This window comes from Bacillus sp. MMSF_3328 (genome assembly GCF_030733525.1).
Lineage (GTDB): Bacteria > Bacillota > Bacilli > Bacillales > Cytobacillaceae > Bacillus_AB > Bacillus_AB infantis.
The window spans coordinates 405,840-426,296 of record NZ_JASHIV010000002.1 but is presented as its reverse complement, the minus strand read 5'-3'; the positions used below and the strand labels follow the sequence as shown (position 1 = coordinate 426,296).

General features: G+C 43.9%; 21 protein-coding genes. 15 read left to right on the top strand and 6 right to left on the bottom strand.

Going from position 1 to position 20,457, the window contains the following annotated elements; translation table 11 throughout:
* Positions 1–77: 77 nt before the first annotated feature.
* Both RBB45_RS05865 and RBB45_RS05860 read right to left on the bottom strand, forming a co-directional pair.
* Complete coding sequence (locus tag RBB45_RS05865; RefSeq protein WP_009793231.1) at positions 78–257, bottom strand: DUF8096 family protein; 180 nt, start codon at positions 255–257, stop codon at positions 78–80.
* A 121-nt stretch (positions 258–378) separates the two neighbouring features.
* A complete protein-coding gene (locus tag RBB45_RS05860; protein ID WP_129612605.1) occupies positions 379–753 on the bottom strand; it encodes a hypothetical protein in 375 nt (124 codons plus the stop codon).
* Positions 754–899: 146 nt separating this feature from the next.
* Here RBB45_RS05860 and RBB45_RS05855 point away from each other — a divergent pair, with 146 nt between their 5' ends.
* The gene (locus RBB45_RS05855; RefSeq protein ID WP_129612606.1) at positions 900–1,715 is read left to right on the top strand and encodes a metallophosphoesterase; all 816 of its coding nucleotides are present in this window, start codon (positions 900–902) and stop codon (positions 1,713–1,715) included.
* A gap of 513 nt (positions 1,716–2,228) precedes the next feature.
* Here RBB45_RS05855 and RBB45_RS05850 read toward each other — a convergent pair.
* On the bottom strand, positions 2,229–3,044 hold the full coding sequence (locus RBB45_RS05850) for a helix-turn-helix domain-containing protein (RefSeq protein ID WP_022544016.1): 816 nt from the start codon (positions 3,042–3,044) through the stop codon (positions 2,229–2,231).
* A gap of 135 nt (positions 3,045–3,179) precedes the next feature.
* Between RBB45_RS05850 and RBB45_RS05845 the strand changes: the two genes are divergently transcribed.
* The 5 genes from RBB45_RS05845 to RBB45_RS05825 all read left to right on the top strand — a co-directional run bounded on the left by RBB45_RS05845 (position 3,180) and on the right by RBB45_RS05825 (position 8,480).
* A complete protein-coding gene (locus RBB45_RS05845) occupies positions 3,180–3,947 on the top strand; it encodes a sugar phosphate isomerase/epimerase family protein (protein ID WP_306009244.1) in 768 nt (255 codons plus the stop codon).
* Between the two features lie 5 nt (positions 3,948–3,952).
* Positions 3,953–4,996, top strand: a complete 1,044-nt coding sequence (locus RBB45_RS05840; protein ID WP_022544015.1) for a Gfo/Idh/MocA family protein — start codon at positions 3,953–3,955, stop codon at positions 4,994–4,996.
* Positions 4,993–5,961 carry a sugar phosphate isomerase/epimerase family protein gene (locus RBB45_RS05835; RefSeq protein ID WP_129612608.1) on the top strand — a complete coding sequence of 323 codons (969 nt, stop codon included), beginning with the start codon at positions 4,993–4,995 and terminating at the stop codon, positions 5,959–5,961. The genes RBB45_RS05840 and RBB45_RS05835 overlap by 4 nt, the downstream gene beginning before the upstream one ends.
* 442 nt (positions 5,962–6,403) lie before the next feature.
* A complete protein-coding gene (locus RBB45_RS05830; protein ID WP_165352590.1) occupies positions 6,404–7,066 on the top strand; it encodes a BlaI/MecI/CopY family transcriptional regulator in 663 nt (220 codons plus the stop codon).
* 508 nt (positions 7,067–7,574) lie between these two features.
* Positions 7,575–8,480, top strand: coding sequence for an ROK family protein (locus tag RBB45_RS05825; RefSeq protein ID WP_306009243.1), 906 nt, complete (start codon positions 7,575–7,577; stop codon positions 8,478–8,480).
* 499 nt (positions 8,481–8,979) lie between these two features.
* Here the strand turns inward: RBB45_RS05825 and RBB45_RS05820 are convergent, their stop codons facing one another.
* Both RBB45_RS05820 and RBB45_RS05815 read right to left on the bottom strand, forming a co-directional pair.
* Positions 8,980–9,195 (bottom strand): hypothetical protein, encoded by a 216-nt coding sequence (locus tag RBB45_RS05820; protein ID WP_022544013.1) that lies wholly within the window; start codon positions 9,193–9,195, stop codon positions 8,980–8,982.
* A 157-nt stretch (positions 9,196–9,352) separates the two neighbouring features.
* On the bottom strand, positions 9,353–11,053 hold the full coding sequence (locus tag RBB45_RS05815; RefSeq protein WP_306009242.1) for a transglutaminase domain-containing protein: 1,701 nt from the start codon (positions 11,051–11,053) through the stop codon (positions 9,353–9,355).
* A 231-nt stretch (positions 11,054–11,284) separates the two neighbouring features.
* Here RBB45_RS05815 and RBB45_RS05810 point away from each other — a divergent pair, with 231 nt between their 5' ends.
* The 5 genes from RBB45_RS05810 to RBB45_RS05790 all read left to right on the top strand — a co-directional run bounded on the left by RBB45_RS05810 (position 11,285) and on the right by RBB45_RS05790 (position 15,460).
* Positions 11,285–12,751, top strand: coding sequence for an aldehyde dehydrogenase family protein (locus tag RBB45_RS05810; protein WP_306009241.1), 1,467 nt, complete (start codon positions 11,285–11,287; stop codon positions 12,749–12,751).
* 108 nt (positions 12,752–12,859) lie between these two features.
* The gene (locus tag RBB45_RS05805; protein ID WP_009793244.1) at positions 12,860–14,047 is read left to right on the top strand and encodes an MFS transporter; all 1,188 of its coding nucleotides are present in this window, start codon (positions 12,860–12,862) and stop codon (positions 14,045–14,047) included.
* Positions 14,048–14,121: 74 nt separating this feature from the next.
* Positions 14,122–14,511, top strand: a complete 390-nt coding sequence (locus RBB45_RS05800; RefSeq protein WP_009793245.1) for a CidA/LrgA family protein — start codon at positions 14,122–14,124, stop codon at positions 14,509–14,511.
* A complete protein-coding gene (locus RBB45_RS05795; RefSeq protein WP_009793246.1) occupies positions 14,489–15,181 on the top strand; it encodes an LrgB family protein in 693 nt (230 codons plus the stop codon). The genes RBB45_RS05800 and RBB45_RS05795 overlap by 23 nt, the downstream gene beginning before the upstream one ends.
* 75 nt (positions 15,182–15,256) lie before the next feature.
* Positions 15,257–15,460: a ChaB family protein gene (locus RBB45_RS05790; protein WP_306009240.1), complete on the top strand. Its 204-nt coding sequence runs from the start codon at positions 15,257–15,259 to the stop codon at positions 15,458–15,460.
* Positions 15,461–15,513: 53 nt separating this feature from the next.
* On the opposite strand, the gene RBB45_RS05785 is transcribed toward RBB45_RS05790, so the two are convergent.
* On the bottom strand, positions 15,514–16,473 hold the full coding sequence (locus tag RBB45_RS05785) for a bile acid:sodium symporter family protein (protein WP_306009239.1): 960 nt from the start codon (positions 16,471–16,473) through the stop codon (positions 15,514–15,516).
* 318 nt (positions 16,474–16,791) lie between these two features.
* Between RBB45_RS05785 and RBB45_RS05780 the strand changes: the two genes are divergently transcribed.
* From RBB45_RS05780 to RBB45_RS05765, 4 genes are read left to right on the top strand one after another with little or no spacing between them, the layout of a single operon-like run.
* Positions 16,792–17,598, top strand: coding sequence for an IclR family transcriptional regulator (locus RBB45_RS05780; RefSeq protein ID WP_306009238.1), 807 nt, complete (start codon positions 16,792–16,794; stop codon positions 17,596–17,598).
* Positions 17,585–18,598, top strand: a complete 1,014-nt coding sequence (locus RBB45_RS05775; protein ID WP_306009237.1) for a DctP family TRAP transporter solute-binding subunit — start codon at positions 17,585–17,587, stop codon at positions 18,596–18,598. The genes RBB45_RS05780 and RBB45_RS05775 overlap by 14 nt, the downstream gene beginning before the upstream one ends.
* Before the next feature lie 24 nt (positions 18,599–18,622).
* Positions 18,623–19,099 (top strand): TRAP transporter small permease, encoded by a 477-nt coding sequence (locus tag RBB45_RS05770; protein WP_306009236.1) that lies wholly within the window; start codon positions 18,623–18,625, stop codon positions 19,097–19,099.
* Positions 19,100–19,104: 5 nt separating this feature from the next.
* On the top strand, positions 19,105–20,454 hold the full coding sequence (locus RBB45_RS05765) for a TRAP transporter large permease (RefSeq protein ID WP_306009235.1): 1,350 nt from the start codon (positions 19,105–19,107) through the stop codon (positions 20,452–20,454).
* The last annotated feature ends 3 nt before the right edge of the window (positions 20,455–20,457 follow it).

The following is a 20,457-nucleotide window of genomic DNA, read 5'->3' as shown; positions in this document are numbered from 1 at the left end:
ATAAACAGGTAAATAGAGCGTTTTTTCTTTCATCGAAAAATAAAAGAGACGCAAAATTTGCGCCTCCTACAACAGCTTTATATACTTTTCTTCATTCCGCATTTCCGGCATTCACGGAGAAAAATAAAATCCTTCACCGAGCTTTTGAACAAGGTATTATCGCAATTATCGCATCTCCCGCTTTTTTCGTCAGGATAATCCTTGTAGTCATACACAATACTTGTGTCAAATCCTTTTAGTTCGGTTGTTTCAGTCATGTAATTCACCCGCAAGTTAATTTTTATCTTTTTATCTTAGCAAACTTGGTGCTTTTTCGGAAGGGGAAAATAAGGATGGCTGTTTAGGAAAGACCGAGTATAACTAATGAGCAAGGCCTTTTTAAACTTCCCTAACACCCATCCGTTCTCGCTTAATCCCATACCAAACCAAAAAAGATCCCCCAATAACAAACAGCGGTTCCAGCCAGTTGGCTTCAGGCCCGTTGGTGATCCGGTGGAGCTGGAAGATCCAGTGGAATACGGCGATGTCGAAGCTCAGGAACAAACCTGTTGCCGCTGTGAATCCATTGAAAAAGGCAGCGGTAAACAGGCGGTGGAAGATGAGCATCAGTATGCCCAGTACACAGACGCCAAAAAATACAGCCCCAATCCGTTCCATGCTGGTTTCGGCCTTTAGGCCATAAGCAAAGGCGTCAATCAGATGGAACAGGTTATCAGCAGCGATGATTCCAATTATAATGCCAAGCAATCTCATAAAAACACTCCTTCTCATTTACCAGAAAGTATATTGTACTATCTTTTTTGTAAAAGAGTCATAGTTTTTTTGAAGACTTCCTTCAACTCCCACTAGGACTTAGGGAATGAGACACTTATACTGGTTAAGTAGGAGGAGATGTGCGAATGTCATTATATTTTTTCTTGATTATTTCTGTCTACCTTGTCTATTCACTGTTTAAAGCAAATAAAAACACAAGTAAAATAGCTGTCAGGACAGTATCAGTCGAACGGCCAGATATTGTGCTTGCCAGCAATAAGATAAAGATTCTTCATTTGTCTGATCTGCATTTGGAGAATATCTCAATCAGCCCAAAGGAACTTTATGAGAGAATAGCCGGAAAGGATATCGACCTTATTGCCCTGACGGGGGATTTCATGGACCGAAAAAGGAGTTTGCCGAAACTGGCCCCTTACCTGCAAATGTTTAATAAACTCGAACCGCGATATGGCATGTACGCTGTTTTTGGCAATCATGATTATGTCCTGAAGGGAAAGAATTTTGCAGCCTTAAAAAAGATCCTTGAGGAAAACGGGTGCAGGACACTGCAGAATGAGCATTCGGTCATTGATATTAATGGAGAAAAGTTAAATATAATTGGAATTGATAATTACAGTACCAAGCATCATGATGTGGCTAAATCATATTTAGGAGTGTCTGATGGGTATAATCTGGTGCTTACGCATGATCCAAATGTTGTCCTTGAGATGAAGGACTATAAATATGATTATCTTTTATCCGGCCACTTCCACGGCGGCCAGATTCACTGGCCCAAACCGTATCACCTGGCTAAGATGGGAAAGCTGGTGCGCATGAATATGGTCAAAGGCTTGCACTATCATAACGGCATGCCTTTCTATATCAGCGAGGGGCTGGGGCAGACAGGGGTTAATATCCGCATCGGCAGCCGGCCTGAAATTACTTTTCATGAGATTGCATAATTTGTAGAAGGGCGCATGAAGAGCATGCGCCTTTTTGGTGTGTCGAGGGATAGTAAATTTGTCTTTCTGAGGAAATGATAAACTTTTGGACCACCTGTTCAGGTGTGTGCTTTATATCGGCATGAGTCACTTTAAGGCTGGAAGAATTGGGTGCAGAGTGCTTCATTTCACCGACATGAGTCATTCTAAGGCTGGAAGAATAAGTGCAGAGTGCTTCAAACCAGCGACATGAGTCACTCTAAGGCTGGAAGTACAGGTGCAGAGTGCTTCATTTCAGCGACATGAGTCACTCTAAGGCTGGAAGTATAGGTGCAGAGTGCTTCATTTCAGCGACATGAGTCACTCTAAGGCTGGAAGTATAAGTGCAGAGTGCTTCATTTCAGCGACATGAGTCACTCTAAGGCTGGAAGTATAGTGCAGAGTACTTCATATCAGGGTTATGAGACACTCTAAATCTGGAAATATAGGTGCAGAGTGCCTCATACCACCAACACCATCTTCCATCCAGAACCCTCAGCTCTTCACGCTCCCCATCCCTCCATATTCCATCCGCCGGTAAACCCCCGGTGCCCTGCCATGCATTTTGCTGAACACCCGGTGAAAATAGGGGTAGGTGCCAAACCCGCACTCTTCCGCAATCTGCTCCAGTGTCATGGTGGTATATTTCATCCTTTCCTCAGCAGCCGCGAGCCTGATTTCCATGGCATATTCCATGATCGTTTTCCCTGTGCTTTCCTTGAAGAGATGCACAGCACGCGAAACGCTCAATCCGGCATGGGCAGCTGCTTCTTCTACTTTAAAAGATGAAAGCGCATGCTCCTCAATGAACCTGAGCATCCTTGTGACTGCATATGGCCTGTGGGCAGAAAGAGACGATTCCTTCAGCGATCTTTCAAGCAAGATGCAGAGTGAGCGGAGAAGGTAGTCGGACAGTTCATTAAACTCTTCCTTCGAAGGACGCCTTAATTCAATGATCAGATGTCTCCAGAGGGAAAGCAGCCGCTCATCTGCATCAATCCGTGCCACATCCGGTTTATTAGATCTCTTCCACCAATCTTCAATCCATTTACCCTCACAGATAAGATGATAGTCGCCGCTCAAAATAGCCTTATCAGGAAGAAGGCTGTCGACCATCAGTTCATAATGATCCCCAGGCTTGATGAGAAGCAGGTCGCCTTTTTCCAATTTTCTGCGATTGCCTCTGACGATCGCTTCGCATGCTCCTTCTGTCTGCAGACGGATCAGGTAGGAAGGGTAGCCGGACTTATGATGAGAATAAAAGGGCTGTGTATGGTATGAATAGCCGCAAAATAATGTATCCGTTTTCAAAAAATGACCCCCTTCACTCAAAATAGCAAAATAGTGCATGTTTTAATCATATCATGAATGTTCAAATAATTGATGGTCACTTATGATGGAATCAAATAGTTTATTTTGAAATTATTCGGAAGCGAGGGGATCAAGATGTCGGGAATACCAATTGCAGTACAGCTCTATACACTTCGTGAAGAAACGGAGAAAGATTTTGCGGGAACCCTGAAGAAAGTGGCAGAACTCGGTTTTGACGGGGTGGAATTTGCAGGTTTTGGAGGGCTGAGTGCAGAAAAAGTGAAGGAATTGACTGACGACCTTAATCTTGCGCCGGTATCTGCCCATATCCCTCTGGCCGATCTTAAGGACAACCTGAACAATGTGATTTCCGATCTTAAAACGGTTGGAATTCAATATGCAGTTTGCCCTTACCTTATGCCGGATCAGCGTACAGAGGAAAGCTATCAATCACTCATTCCCCTGCTGAACGAAGCAGGCCGGAAGCTGAAGGATGCAGGAATCACCTTATGCTACCATAACCATGATTTCGAGCTTGAAATATTGAGTGACGGGAGGATGGCGCTTGAGGCCATTTTTGATGACAGCGACCCTGAACTGCTCCAGACAGAACTGGATGTCTACTGGCTGGCAAAAGCAAAGGAAGATCCGGCTGCCTGGATCAAAAGGTACAAAGGCAGGTCACCGCTTGTGCATCTGAAGGATATGACAAAAGATGAAGAACAGTTCTTCGCGGAGCTTGGGACGGGAAGCATCGACCTGGAGGAAATCCTCAGTCTTGGGGATGAAGCAGGAGTAAAGTGGTGGGTAGTAGAACAGGATGCAACCCGCTTAACGCCATTTGAAAGCATTGAAATCAGCATTAAGTACCTAAAAAAACAATTATCCATTAAAGGAGTTTGATCCTTATGACTACATTAAAAGCTGCTGTTATCGGCTGCGGAAGCATTGCCCAATATCGCCACCTGCCGGAATATGCCGCAAATCCATTGGTAGAAATCGCTGCTGTATGCGACAGCAACCTGGAAAGAGCAGAAGAGACAGCTGCAAAATATGGGGCCAGGGCATTCACCGATTATAAAGAAGCGATTGAAATGGAAGGAATCGATCTGGTCAGTGTTTGCCTGCCGAATTTCCTCCATGCAGAAGTTACGCTGGCAGCCCTGAATGCAGGCCGCCATGTATTGTGTGAAAAGCCTATGGCTGCATCAAGGGAAGAAGCAGAAGCAATGAATGAGGCTGCAAGGGCAAACGGAAAAAAACTCATGATTGCCCACAACCAGCGCTTCACTGCTGCGCATCAGAAAGCAAAGGAACTTATTGAGAGCGGCAAGCTGGGCAGGATTTTCAGCTTCAGAACAACTTTCGGGCATGCCGGCCCAGAAGGATGGAGTGCGGATGGCGCTGACAGCTGGTTCTTTAATAAAAAAGAAGCTTTTATCGGTGCCATGGGCGATCTTGGCGTACATAAAGCCGATTTATTGCGCTATCTGCTCGGAGAATTTACTGAAGTCGGTGCGCTGATCGCGACCAACGCGAAGGAAAATACAGAAGTGGACGATAATGCGGTCTGTGTTCTCCGATCAGAGTCAGGAGCAGTCGGCACACTGGCAGCAAGCTGGTCATATATGGGCGGAAGCGACAACTCCACTGTCATCTACGGGGAAAAAGGGACCCTCCATCTTGAAGCAGATCCGGAATACTCCCTGATAGAGGTTTACCGTGACGGCAGTTCGGTTCAGCATAAGCTGGACAAAATCCAGACAAATGAGGAAGGCGGACAGACAACTTCCCATGTGATCAATCATTTTGTTAAAAGTGTAGCAGAAGACAAGGAGCCGCTGATCAGCGGAGAAGAAGGCTTAAAGAGCCTTGAAATCATCCTTGCTGCAATCGAATCACAGAAAACTAAGCAGATTGTTCCTCTTAAGAAGGGGGTCCTGGCAGAATGAAGCTCGGTGTTTTTGCAGTCTTATTTTCACAAAAATCTTTCGAAGAAATGCTCGATCATGTAAAAGGAGCTGGTCTTGACGCTGTTGAAATCGGCACAGGCTGCTATCCTGGAAATGCACATTGCCCATTGGACGAATTGCTTGAGGATGAGGCAAAAAGAAAAGCTTACCTGGAAGCAGTAACATCAAGAGGGCTGACAATCAGCGCATTCAGCTGCCACGGGAATCCGATTTCCCCTGATAAAGCTTTTGCTGAAGAATCTGATGAGGTACTCCGTAAAACCATCAAGCTTGCTTCACTCCTCGGTGTACCAGTCGTCAATGCCTTTTCCGGCACAGCAGGCGACAGTGAAGAAGCAAAACAGCCAAACTGGCCAGTTGTACCTTGGCCGGCTGAATATGGGGATGTCCTGAAATGGCAATGGGAAAACAAGCTAATACCATATTGGAAGGAAATCGGCACTTTAGCAGAAGAGCATAATGTTAAAATTGGACTGGAGCTGCATGGCGGCTTCCTTGTCCACACACCTTACACCATGCTGAAGCTTCGCGAGGAAACAAGCCCGGCCATCGGGGCGAATCTTGATCCAAGCCACTTGTGGTGGCAGGGAATCGATCCGGTCGCAGCGATTAAGATTCTCGGGAAAGCCGGTGCCATTCATCATTTTCATGCCAAGGACACCTATATTGATCAGGATAATGTCAATATGTATGGACTGACAGACATGCAGCCATATGGGGAAGTTCAGACACGCGCCTGGACGTTCCGCAGCGTCGGATGCGGCCACAGCATCCAGGAATGGAGCGATATGATGAGCGCCCTGAGGCTGTATGGCTATGACTATGTTGTCAGCATCGAGCATGAAGATCCGCTGATGTCGATTGATGAAGGGTTTGCACGCGCAGTGAAGAACCTGAATGAAGTTCTGATCCGGGAAACACCTGGGGATATGTGGTGGGCGTAATGATGTTCAGTAGCAAGTAGCTAAGTTTATGAGCAGGGTATCCAGGATGGATGCCCCGCTTTTTTTGTTTTGTGCCTTCTCAAGATGAATTGGAGCCTATAATAAGTAGGTGAGGTTTTAACCCATATCTCTCTTAAGGTTAGGAGATGTTAGATAAGAATTATTGTCGAATGGCATAAGTTGATTGACAATTGTTAGAAATCTAATACACTAAAATTAGTTTATCCAAGGGTTATCATCGAAATATTCTTTTATCATTGCTGCTCCACAATTCTGTTTGCCTGTTTCCAATCCTCTTTTTTTCACTACATTTACCACTCATTATTTTCCAAAGTCATTCAAAAATCGTCCTATTAAAACAAATGAATCAAGAATGGATATGATTCATTGGAAGCTTTTAAAGCCTATGCTGTTCATTTTCTTATTGATAGGAGAGGGATATATGGGATTTGAAGAAGAATATCAGGCATTTTTACATTCACACTTACAGGCAAGAACCGGTGAGCGGCTGCGGCGCCTGGAAGAAGGTCACAAACATGCTGAAATGCTGTTTTTGAAGCAAGTGTGGTGGCCAGTATTTTACCAGTTTAATTATCTACACCCTGAATATGAAATTGATAATTCCAATGATGGGAAAAGGTATTTGGATTTTGCTTATATCCGTCCCGGCATCAAGGTTTGTTTAGAGGTCGACGGGTATGGCCCTCACCTAAAGAACATCAGCAGATGGCAATTTTCCGACAGCCTGGAACGTCAAAACCAGCTGGTGATTGATAGATGGACCGTCATCCGCTTTTCTTTTGATCAAGTAAAAGAGAATCCCCGCAGATGCCAACAGGTTGTTCAGCAAGTGATAGGCAGATGGATGGGTGATGAGCTGGACCAAACTTCTTTGTCCTTTCTTGAAAAGGAAGTGCTTCGGCTAGTGATTCGAAAAGGAGAAGACATATCTCCAAAAGAAGTCGAGAAGTATCTAAAACTAAGTGCCAAGACAGTAAAAAAGGTACTTTCCCAACTGGTCGAAAAAAAGATGCTGATCCCCGCATCTGGCACTCAGAGGATTCGATCTTATCGGGTAAGGTATCAGGTCAAGAACCCAGTCTAATTAATAGACGGAAGAATTCCTCTTAAATAGAAATTTCTATAAAAAACAGCTCAAATAGACGGAGAAATTCCGCTTATTGGCTCCAAAAACGTAATAATGTGGTATTTTATTTTGCATAACCGGAAAATCTCCCCTTATTTACCTCGAATTGAGCTCTATTCTGTATTTAGCTGGAAAATCTCCGCTTATTTTTTTCTATTTGATGCATTGAGGACCCATTTGTAATGCTGTTCTAAAAATTTGGAGTCAATCTTTCTGCTTCCACTAAAGTTGCAGTATTAGTGCAATCCATATTATATTTGCACCTGGATACTGTGAATGAGAAAATTAGTTTCAGATTGACAGGAGCAAAGAAAAATAGAAGATTGGTGGACATCAAAGGATATATACTCAAATGGAGTTTCGTTCCTGCCTGTCAGCATGGAAGCAGGTCTTAACTGTTTTTATTGAACGATTCCTCAAAAATAAATAATAAACATAGAGTTGCTGGGTAAGGAGCTATGTCTAAATGAATGAATACGTAATTGGTGTAGATATAGGCGCTACAAATATTCGAGTTGGACTTATCGGAAAAGAGCTGTCGGTGATCCGTATGGAGACGGCAGTAACCAGGAGTTTTAAAACGGCAGATGACATGTTTAGTGAAATCTTCCGGATGGCTGAAAGGGTCGATCCTCAGAAAAATGCTAAGAAAATTGGAATTGCCCTGCCTGTCCCATGGAATGAACAGACACAAGTAATAAAAGATGCGGACAACATTCCTGTTCTTGACGGAATAAGAATTGAGTACATACAATCCTGCTTTCCTGGGCTTGAGGTTTACTTTGACAATGATGTCAACGCAGCAGGGTTGCTGGAAGCCGAACAGGGTGCTGCTGCAGGAAAAAGCTATTCTATCTACATGACAGTGAGCACTGGCATTGGGATGAGTGTTTACTATAACGGTCAAATGATCAGGGGGGACAATGGATATGCAGGCGAAGCGGGCAGAATGATCATCGGCCAGGCAAGCGAAGAAAAGGGGACCAAGGAAATGACACTGGAATCTCTTTGCAGCGGCAGGGCTCTTGATGCCAGGAGTAAGCTAATATATGGTGAAAGTGCGGACGCAGAATATCTGTTTGAAAAATTTAAAGATAAGGAAAAGATGGCTGTTAAAGTGATCTATGATTGGATTGAGCATTTTTCCAGTGCTGTCGCCTCCATCGTTCAGCTCATGGATCCAGGGGCAATTGTCCTTGGCGGAGCTGTAATCTGCTGCAATCCCTGGCTGATAGATGAGATTAACCATAAAATGAAGGAAAAATTATATGCCAATCTAAGAGGCAAAATAAAGCTTGGCATCTGTGAGTTTGGGGGAGAAGCAGGGGTGATCGGTGCTGGCTATATGGCGTTAAACCAAGCAAAAGAATAAATTTGAATTCTGTCCTTCCTTTACCCGCTGTACAAAAAACTGATTCATAAGCCATGTCAACAAGACAGCTAAATGGATAACTGTCTTGTTTGTACAGCATTTTTAAGGTGGGCCAGCAGTTCAGCGGAAACAATACTTGGCTGATCAATCATTGAAATAATAGCTTGCAGTGGGTATCAGCCTGAAAACTGAATGTGGAGCATGCTGATGCTGAAGCAGCCCCCAATAGGGAACCGGGTACCGGTCATGCTGCCCCAAACAAAAGGGTTGCCGGACATTCTATTTTAGGCAAATAGGGAACCAGATCCTCAGTTTGGTGATAGTTTAATGCAAAAGAAGCCTGCTGCAGCTCTTCAGGACCTGTTTGAGTAGAAAGGCAAAGTGAATTTCCTGTTCAGCTCCGGCTTCAGCATTGAAGGATATTATACTCCTTCCCGCAGCATCTTTTGAATGAAAAGAGGGGAAGGAACAAATTCCTCTGCAACAGGATACTGATGTGTTACTTTACCTCCAAAGGCCCCTCCAGCTTCATCTTCTCCAATTCAATCCTCATCTTCTGCGTTTCTATTAAATAATTCTCATGTTTCAATTTTTCCAGTTCCAGCTCTTTTTCAATGATTTTTACTTTTGTTTTGGCAAGTGATTGATAATGGCTTGTGACGATGGCGACAAGCGGGATGGAAAAAATCATTACTACAGTGACCAAACCTGTCAATTGCAACTCCCCCTTTTTAAAGATTTGACATTTGGTTTTTCGGAATTTTCACTTCTGTCTAGTTTCATACTACCATATTATGGTCTTTCGCCCTATATGAAAATGACCCTTTTAAAAAGAAGAGACAGTACGCCAAGGTTCTGTCTCTCCAAATATTTTAGTAGGTGACCCCTTTTCTTGTATGGGTCTTTTCAAATTCGGCCGGATTGGGCTCAAAGTATTGATCGGTATATTTGGCAACGAATTGATCGTCTTGAATATATCCGGCTCCCCAGGTCGGGTCCATGACGATCCAGCTGCCGTTCGCTTTTGCTTCGACCCAGGCATGGTTGGAAGGCCAGAAGCCGCCGCGCGCGGTACCCTCAATGATTCTTGCTTCAATCCCGCTGGCACGCAATAGTGCGGTGGAGAGGTAGGCATAATCCTGGCAGACGCCGGTTTTCGTTTTCAGCGTTTTCAGGGCGCTGTCATCCCAGCTGAATGTACTATTTTCATATTTGTCGACATCATAGGAAACATTTTTGGCGACATATTCATAGATGGCTTTGATTTTTTCCTTCTCAGTGCTTTTTCCCTCTGTCAGTTTGCCGGCAAGAGTCTTGATTTCTGGTGCTTCTGACTCGACACCCCTTGATGGCAGAAGGTCGCGCTGATCTTCGCTTTCTGCTTCCACTTCAAAAGAAGCAAAGCCGTAATAGCGGAAACTGTCACTGTTTTCTTCCTTGATTTCCGGTACACTCAGCGTTACTTCATAAATGCCCGGCCCGAAGCGGAGGTAGAAGGAGCCGTCGAATTCAAAGTTTTCTACCGGAATGACATCAAGTGCTTCATCCTCGCCTTTTTTGGTAGAAACATAGATGTGCGTGGTTTCAGGTCCGAAATCAGCCTCAGGATCTATTTTTCCTTTTACCGTATATTCACCATTGGACTCTTCTCCTCCAAACTGCGGAGACTTCAGTGTGACACCACGTTCCCTGTAAGCTTCATAAAACTCGATTGGCTTCATGGTCCTGTCTGACTGATTGTCGATCAGAAGCGTTGTGGCAGTCTGGTAATAGTTCTCCCGTTCTTTGTCAGGCACAAGCACTTCCAGCTCGTGGAGACCTTTTCCGTATAGAAGGGGAACATCGTAGGTGAACTTGCCCTGTTCAACCGGCAGGACATGTGTCCAGGTATCAGCATCCTTATTCAGTTTAATCATGATTGTATCATTGTCGCTAAGCCTGCCGGCGCTTCCCTCAAGCTTAAAGATCTCATTATCCTCAACATAGCTGGACTTAAGATCCAGGCTGATTTCATCCTCCTGTCCGAAAGGGGTATATGTGACATCGCGGACGATCTGCGGATTCACATTATGGACCGTGAAAGATGCAGTATCATAATAATAGTTTTCCTGATCCATACTCGGAATCTGCACCTTTACCTGATACTCTCCCTCACCGTTGAAGAAGTGAAGTTCCTGCTTAAATTTTCCGTCTTCAATTTTTGTGTAATATTCGTGGTCAGTGCCTGCCGGACCCTCTTCAGCTGCATGGACTTTGATCCAGACAAAGTCAGATTTCAGGCTGGCTGATTTTTCGATCGTCCCCTCGATAACCGCCTTCTCATTGACGGTAAATTCCTTGTAAGCCGGTTCCTTCAGTTTCAGCCCAACCTCTTCGCTGTAGGAAGTCAATTCAATCGGCTCCAGCTCTGACTCCTTATTCTGATCCTTTGCGAGTTTTTCGTATTTATCTTCCTCCTGCTGGGCAGCCTGTGTTTTTTCTTTATCAGCTTCCGTAGGGCTGCAGGCAGAGATGATCAGAAAGCTGCTCAATATACTTGATAATAATAAATACCTTCGTTTGCGTCCCTTCATGCTTTCCTCCTCAGACATTTGTTTCGGTATAGCTTATTTACGGACGGTGTCCTCCTTAAGTTTCTGGGTATAAACTCCTGTTTTAAAAAGGTTAGCCAGCTAAGCACATAAGTTGTTATAGCAACTTTATATGTGTTAAGATTCTAGTGCTGCTGATGACATGACCCTAAATGTTGCTATAGCAACCTAGGAATCTTCTTTGCAGTAAGTTTCAGGGAGAGGGAGAGATTTATGGTCAATTTTAAGGATTACACCAAACAATATATTAACGGTAAATGGCTGGAGGGAAGCGGCGCCAATACAATCGATGTATTGAATCCATATGACGATTCCAGGCTTTATACTGTAAAAACTGTAAATGAGGCTGACATTGATCAGGCTATGCTTACAGCTGAAAAAGCACAAAAGAAATGGGCAAAGACAACCCCCGGGGAACGCAAAGAAGTTTTAAGGAAAGTAATTGCCTATCTTGAAGAACATAAAAAAGAAATTATAGATATTTATACTTCAGAAACAGGCGGAACCATTCTTGCGGCCAATATTGCCCTGCAGATCACATTTGAGGAGCTGGAGGAAGCGATCAAATTTGCTGATGAAGTAAATGTCGTGAACCAGGTTCCGGCAACTATTGAAGGGAAGGAAAACCACGTGTACCGCGTGCCGGTGGGTGTCATCACCTCCATTTCGCCATTCAACTTCCCGCTTAACCTGTCAGTAAGGACCATAGCGCCAGCCATTGCCCTTGGTAATGCAGTTGTGCATAAGCCGGATGTGGCAACAGGCATCACTGGCGGCGTCATCCTGACAAAAGCTTTTGAAGAAGCCGGCCTGCCGGCAGGGGTCCTGAACCTTCTGCTCACAGATCCGAAAACAGATGGGACAGGCGACTATCTGCTTGAACACCCAATTCCACGCTTTATTTCATTCACTGGCTCAACCGCTGTCGGAAGACATGTCGGGGAAATTGCCGGAAGGAACCTGAAAAAAGTGGCATTGGAGCTTGGCGGAAACAATCCATTCATCGTCCTTTCAGATGCAGATGTTGACCGTGCTGTTGATGCTGCTATCTTCGGAAAATTCGTCCACCAGGGCCAGATCTGCATGATCACAAACAGGATCATTGTCCATAAGGATATTGCTGAAGAATTTACAAATAAATTCGTCGACAGAGCAAAAGCACTTCCTTATGGCAATCCAAAGGATCCTGCAACTGTCGTTGGACCGCTGATCAACGATAGGCAGCTGCAGAAGGCTCAGGCAGTCATCGAAGCCGCCATTGCAAACGGCGAGAAAATTGCGCTTGAAGGACAAAGAGTTGGCAACATCTTGACTCCGTACGTTTTCAAAGATGTGAAAAATGATTCTGCCCTTGCTCAGACTGAAGTCTTTTCGCCAATCGCAACCATCATTCCGGTTGAAAGTGATGAAGAAGCGATCAGGATTGCCTCTGAAACAGAGTATGGACTGTCATCATCCATCTTTACGCAGGATCTTGAAAAAGCGCAGCAATATGCACTGCAGATTGACAGCGGTGTGACTCATATCAACGATCAGACTGTTAATGCGCAGCCGGATATTCCATTCGGCGGCAATAAAGCTTCAGGCGTCGGCCGTTTCGGCAATCCTTGGCTCATTGAAGAATTTACAACAACAAAATGGGTATCTGTCCAAAAAACTAATCGTGAGTTCCCATTCTAATAAAAGACAGGAAAATATCCTATAATATAGGGAAAAGCTCCTCAGATCACTTGGGGAGCTTTTCCCGCGTTAAATATATCCATATATCAGGAGAAAGATGTGAAACAGTTGGAAAAACCTCAGCTTTGGACAAAGGATTTCATCAATATTTCCTTTGCCAGTTTTTTTGTATTTGTAATTTTTTATATGCTGACCGTTACACTGCCGGTTTATGTAGCAGATGAACTGCAGGGCGGAGGGCAGGCCATCGGGCTCGTTATTACGGTGTTTGTTCTGTCGGCGATAGTTTTCAGGCCGTTTTCTGGAAAATGGCTTGATACCTTTGGCCCGAAGAAAATTTTGATCATCGGAGCCTCTATTTTCCTGGCTGGATCTATCCTTTACCTTTTTGTTAAATCACCGTTTGTGCTGCTGATTATCCGGGTCATCCACGGTGCGGGCTTTGGTATGGCAACCACCGCAACAGGAGCTATTGCTGCAGCCATTATTCCGGCTGCGCGCCGCGGGGAAGGGATGGGCTATTATGCCACTTTCATGAACCTTGCCATGGTCATCGGACCATTCGCCGGGCTGACCATTATAGGAGCAGCCAGTTACACCGTACTGTTCGCGGTTTGCATTGCCTGCTCCTTGCTTGCTCTTACCTGCGGATTGATGATGGAGCTGAAAGAACAGCAAGACAGGCAGACCCGGCAGGCAGCAGCAGGGAAAAAGATGAAGCTGTCGGACTTCTTTGAACGGAAGACAGTGCCCATCGGATTCGTTGCTTTTACATTATCTTTTGTCTATTCGAGCGTCATTTCCTTCATCTCGGTGTATGCGAGAGAGCTGGACCTCGTCCAGGCAGCAAGCTATTTCTTTGTCGTTTATGCCGCAGCGTTATTGCTTTCCCGCCCATTTACCGGAAGATGGTTTGATCAGTTCGGGGAAAATAAAGTGATTTATCCGTGCATCCTCTTCTTTGGGATCGGCGTCTGGATGCTGAGCCAGGCATCATCAAGCTTCCAGCTCCTGCTTTCAGGAGCATTTGTCGGCATCGGTTTTGGCACCCTGGTGTCGTGTTTTCAAACCATTGCAGTGGAATCGGCTCCCGCAGGCAGAAAGGGGACGGCAACCGCGACTTTCTTTGTCTTTTTTGACGGAGGCTTTGCCATTGGCTCTTTTATCCTCGGAACTGCTGCGGCCCATTCAGGCTACAGCTATATTTACATGATAGGAACAGTGATTGTCTTGATTGCTGCAGTCCTTTACTTGATCCTCCATGGAAGGAAAGCCGTCCGACGGCTGAATGTATAGAATAAAATTCTAAGCAATTTTGCACTTTTTCCTCTATTATGGATAGTAGATTATCTAGTGGGGGAAGGGTTAGAATGGTGAAAAATGCACTTATCTTTTTATGGCAGCTTTTTTTGCTGTGGATGATTTACGCCGTTTCAGATTTTATCGTTGAAATTCTTCACCTGCCCCTTCCTGCAAGCGTACTTGGCATGATGATTTTATTCATCCTCCTGCTGACCGGTGCCGTAAAGGTAAGCCAGATCGAAAAGGGGGCAGCATTCCTAAACCGGCACCTGGCTTTCTTTTTTATCCCGATAGCTGTCGGGCTGATGAGTTACGGGGGACTGATTCGGACGAGCGGCTGGCAGCTTCTCATAATGATTATCGGCAGTACCGTCATCGGGCTAATCATAACTTCCGGCCTGGCAGCTTATTTTTCAGGGAAGGGGGCGGAAAAGGGTGAGCGGGATCACACTCATTAGCATCCTTTTGACGATTATCGTCTATATCGGGGCAAAGGCGCTTTCTGCCCGGCTGCTTTCCCCATTTGCCACGCCTGTTTTTACAGCTACACTTATCATGATCCTTCTGCTGCTTGCCGGAGGGATTACGTATGAAGAATACACGCCGGCTAAAAATATCATGACCTTCATGCTTGGTCCTGCCACTGTCGCTCTTGCCGTTCCTCTGTATCATAACCGGAGGGTGATCAGGGAAAGATTAATGCCTGCTGTCATCGGTCTGACAGCTGGAACCTTATCGACCATCACATCGGCCGTACTGCTGGCAAAAGTGCTTGGTCTCCCGGAAAAAATCCAGGCGACCTCTGCCGTGAAAGCGATCACGACTCCGGTCGCAATCGAAGCTGCCAAAATAATCGGAGGTGACCCGCCGCTTGCTGCTGTTTTCGTCATCTCGGCCGGTATCTTTGGGGCTGTCATGGGCTCTGTTATTCTATCTTTTCTAAGAATCAGCGATCCTTTCGCTAGAGGGCTTGGCATCGGAACAGTGGCCCACGGGATCGGCACAAGCCAGGCAGCAATAGAAGACCCTGTGCAGGGAGCAGTCTCCAGCGCAGCCATGGGTTTCTCGGCTATTCTTACTTCTTTGGTCATTCCATGGTTTTATCCGCTCCTCCAGTTCCTGCTATGATTTCAACTTTTGGTGTTTAAGAAAATGCCATTCAGGAAAAATACCTAACAGGACAAGAGAAGAGGAGGAATCACTATGCCATACGATAAACTAAGCGAACTGCCGGATTCCGTCAAAGACAATCTGCCGCATCACGCCCAGGAAATCTTCAAGGAAGCCTTCAACTCAGCAAGTGAAGAATACGACGAAGAAGAAACAGCCTTCAAGGTGGCGTGGAGTGCGGTGAAGAAAAAGTATGAGAAAGACGATAATGATAACTGGGTGGAGAAGGAAGAATAGTGGAAAAAGCTTGATCCTGGGCAGGATCAAGCTTTTTTTTTTCCCAATTGCCACTAAAGCGTTTCGCTAAGACTGGCGGAGTAACTGGCATCCTTCTTGGAAAAATAGTTTGAGATAAGAGCGCCGGCAGATAAATTAGTGATCATATTAATAATGGCGGGAACCGCAGCAAGCTCTCCAAAATACTCAAATGAGAGGATCGCTGCAAGTGCAGAATTGCAAAGCCCTGCTTGAAAGAGAATGGCTCTTGCATCTTTTTCATGGATATTAAGTTTTTTGGCAGTCAAATAAGCAATCAGCATGGGAAGCAAGACCTGAATGACAACAGCGAACACCACCAGGGGAAGAAGTTCAATTTCTGATTTCAAAGCTTTCGTTCCCGTGCCAACAAGTGTATGTATGATCAAGATGAGTGAAAAAGAAGAACCGACTCTCGTAATGGATGGAGAAGCTGATGACATACGGGGAAACAGCTTCTGAAAAGCTATACCTGCAGAAATGGGAAGAATCACAATAAAAAGAAATGATTTAAGCAGATCCAGAAAAGATACTGCAACCGCAGTCCCTGAAAAAGTGTTCATGGCAAGGGGAGTTGCCAGCGGGCTGATTATAATGTCCAATAGAGAAGCTGAAATGACAAGGGAGGTATTTCCGCCGGCAAGAAAGGTATAAAGAGAAGCTGCTGTGGCACTGGGTACAGAGCCGGTCAGTATTAATCCCGCTGCGATTGATTGATGCGATCGGAAGAGCAGCAAAGCCAATAGAATGGAAATGCCGGCAGTAAATAGCCATTTAAAAGACGAAGCAACAAAAAGTTCTTTTTTCTTATATCTGACAGCTTTTATTGCATCTATATTCATTGAAAGACCAGTGAAAAACATGACGACTCCCAATAAACCGCCGGGAACCCAGGAAGGAGTTTTTAAATAAACAGGAGAAAAAAATGTTACGGCTGCGGTCAATATAATGAGTAATGGCAGATTCTTTGAGAGGGATTGACTTAATGACTGCAAATTTAATTCTCCCTTCATGATTTTTTGTCTTATTGTAGCAATACATTAAAACACTGTAAATGTATTTCTAAACAGTATAAGACTCATAAAACTGTGGGAAAATACAAAGTGAATTTATAGACTCATAATATTGTTCTATTGATATAGTACTTCTTTTTTTATGTTCAAGCATAAAAGGAACACTAACAGGCTGAATAGCTGATTTTATTTTTTAAAAAAAATAAGTGTAAAATTAATATAATTTAATTTTTAAAATATATTGACTATTCAAAAATATAAATTCTATAATGGTGAAAAGTGGAACTGAAGTTTCATTATTTGAAACAGTCAGGAGGAATTCTTATCGAACAAAATATTAAAACGGTTGAAAAGGCCTTAAAAATGCTTGAAGAGATCGCCGGAAAGCCAAGATCATTCTCTGAACTGATTGACTTTATGGACAGTAATAAGGCAACGATACACCGCTTTGTTTCCACTTTAGAAAATTTAGGCTATATCGCTAAAAATCAGGAAGACAAATATCAGCTGACACCAAAGCTTCATTCGATGGGAACGAAGGGTTTAGAGCAATTTGATTTAATCCAGATAGCAAAACCATATTTAGCTGAACTTGCAAATGAAGTAAATGAAAGCGCTGTAATTGCAGGTTATACCAATGACACAGTCTACTATTTGGATAAAATAGAAAGTCCCTCTGCCTTGAGAATTGTCGTAGAACCTGGCAAAACTGCTCCATTGTATAGTGTCGCCAGTGGAAAACTGTATTTGGCTCATTTAACAGTAGAACAGCTGGAAGACTATCTTGACCGCCAGGAATTGAAGCCCATCACTGAAAACACAATTACGGACAAAGAGGCCATGAAAAAAGAGCTTAAAATGATTCAGATGCAGGGTTATGCCGTTGATCACGAAGAATGGGAGGAATATTTAAGAGGGGTAGCATTCCCAATCTATGATTACTCCAATCAGCTCGTATCTGCCCTCTGTATTGCTGGTGTATCTTATCGTTTTACAGAAGAGAAGGTCCAGACTGTCGTTTCTAAAGCTTCAGAAAAAGCAAAGGAAATATCTAGCTTGCTAGGTTATGTAAATAAAGAAAGGGGAGTTTTGAATGAGAAGAGGTAAGATATATATTGGGTTTGTTGTAAGCGCTATCATAATGCTTTTAATTGCCGGGTGCAGCAGCGGTTCCAGTACAGAAGCTGGCGGAAAAAAAGTGAAATTGAAGATGTCGGTCACTGTCGGCAATACATCAACCTGGTTCAAAGCTGCCGAGCAATTTGCTGATGAGGTGGAAAAAGAATCGGAAGGAAGGATTACCATTGAGGTATTTCCAAATGAGCAACTATCTGGTGGGGATTCTGGCAAGGCAGTTGAGCTTCTTTCAAAAGGGTCAATTGACTTTACCTACAACTCTACCATTATTTATTCCATACTGAATGACAAACTGGGTGTTTTAAGTGCCCCATTCCTGTTTAAGGATTTGAGCGAGGTAGATGAAAAACTGAATGGCGAAGCGGGAGAAGAGGTTAAAAAAATCCTTAGGGATATTGGTGTTGAACCGCTGGGCTTCGGGCAGAATGGTTTCCGCCAGGTTACAAACAGCAAAAAGGAAATAAAGACTCCAGATGATATTAAAGGGATGAAAATCAGGATTCCAGGCATTAAGATGTATACCGATTTATGGTCGGAATTTGGTGCAGACCCTACTACAATGACATTCTCTGAAGTATTCACTTCACTCCAGCAGGGGACAATTGATGGGCAGGAAAATCCTATTGATGTTATTTCCTCTTCAAAACTGAATGAAGTGCAGGATTATATTACAATGTGGAACTATTCCTATGACCCTCTAATTCTTGGGATGAATAAGAAAAAATTTGATTCTTTAAGCGATGAAGATAAAAAGATCATCCAAACAGCTGCGGATAACGCCAATAAATTTCAGATCGAGGAAGCTAGAAAAGTGGAAGAAGAGCAAATCCAGGGATTAAAGGATGCAGGCATGACCTTCTACTATCCAACTGAAGAAGACCTGGAAAAATTCAAGGAAGTATCACAGCCGATCTACGATCAATATAAGGATGTCTGGGGAGCAGATTTGCTTGAGGCGTTCCAAAAATAAATGCAAAAAAGGTGTGATTATAAGATGTCAAAATGGCTCTCGGTGGTTGAAAACAGCCTATTGATCCTGAGCGCTTCCATCATGTCGATAATAGCCTTCGGAAATGTCCTGTCCAGGTATTTTCTTGATAATTCACTGGCTTTTACAGAGGAAATTACGATAAATCTGTTTGTCCTGCTTACATTCGTCGGAGCTGCAGTCGGGGTGAAAAATCATTCTCACCTCGGCTTCACCCTTCTTTTTGACAAGTCGAATCTCAAAGTGAAAAAAATATTGGCACTTGTTACTGGATTAATTGTAATTGCAGTCTTTATCATTTTTGCCTTCTATGGAATGAAAATGGTCCAGTATCAGATGCAGATTGGCCAGACGACTCCTTCCCTAGGATGGAAACAATGGATGTTTACGCTTGGATTCCCTCTTGGCAGCATCCTCTGCATCATTCGTGCTGCTGAATCGACGGTTAAGGAATTAAAAAATCTACAATCAGAAAGTGAATGATGGGAATGGAAGCTTTAATCCTTTTTGGAATGTTTTTTCTTCTGCTATTTCTAAGGGTACCGATTGCGATTGCCCTTGCTGCAGCATCCATCGTGTCTCTCGTCACCTCTATGGGCTTCTCATCAATGGATCTCGTGGCAGATATCATGTACACCTCTGTTGCAAAATTTACCCTTCTCTCAATCCCGTTTTTCATTATTGCAGGTGTCATCATGGAATATGCGGGCATCTCCAGAAGACTTATTCATTTTGCAGATGTTTGTGTGGGACATCGAAAAAGTGGAATCATTCTTGTCACTGTTATAACAGCGCTATTTTTTGCAGCCATCTCTGGATCCGGCCCTGCTACAGTTGCAGCAATAGGCGGTATATTGATCCCGGCTCTTGTCAAAAACGGCTTTAATAAAGAGTCTGCCGCTGCTTTGCTGTCTAGCTCTGGATCAATCGGCATCATTATTCCTCCAAGCATTGCCCTGATTGTATTTGGCGTTGTCGCTGGAGATCAGATTAACGTATCAATTGGCAGGCTTTTCATTGCAGGTATTGTACCTGGACTTTTGCTTGGAGTGGCCTTCATTTTTGCAGCCATGATAGTGAGGAAAAGAAATATAAAGAACATGAAACTGCGTGCTGCAGACATGGAAAATGCACAAATAGAAGTTTCTGCCGCTAGAGCCAAAGCGACCCCTCAGGAAGTATTCAAAGCATTTTACGAAGCTTTTTGGGGTTTGCTGATTCCTTTCATTATTCTGGGAGGGATTTATGGAGGCATCTTTACACCGACAGAAGCAGCGGTGGTTGCTGTTTTTTATGGCCTTTTTGTAGGTGTGTTTATTTACAAGGAGTTGAAGATCCGCGAAATTAAACAAATTTTTATAGATGCATCAGTCCAGACGGCAGTCGTGATGTTTATCGTTAGCGCTGCATCCATCTTTGCCTATTTAATTACAACAGAGCAGATTGCACAGCAGATTTCTGACGGATTGCTTGGCATCTCTTCCAATAAATACATTATCCTGCTTCTGGTCAATATCATTCTTTTGATTGCCGGTGCATTTATGGATGCCATCTCTGCTTACTATATTTTTGTGCCAATCCTGCTTCCGGTCATGATTGCGTTGGATGTTGATCCAACAGTTTTCGGTTTATTTATGACCGTTAACCTGGCAATAGGTCTATTCACACCTCCAGTGGGCGTTAACCTCTACGTGGCTTGCGGTCTGGCAAATGTCTCAATCAACAAATTATCAAAGGCGATTCTGCCATTTGTCGTTGCCAGCATCATTGTTTTGATATTGATCACATATGTACCGGCAATCACTACATTTCTGCCTGATTTATTAGGCGTAAAATAGGAG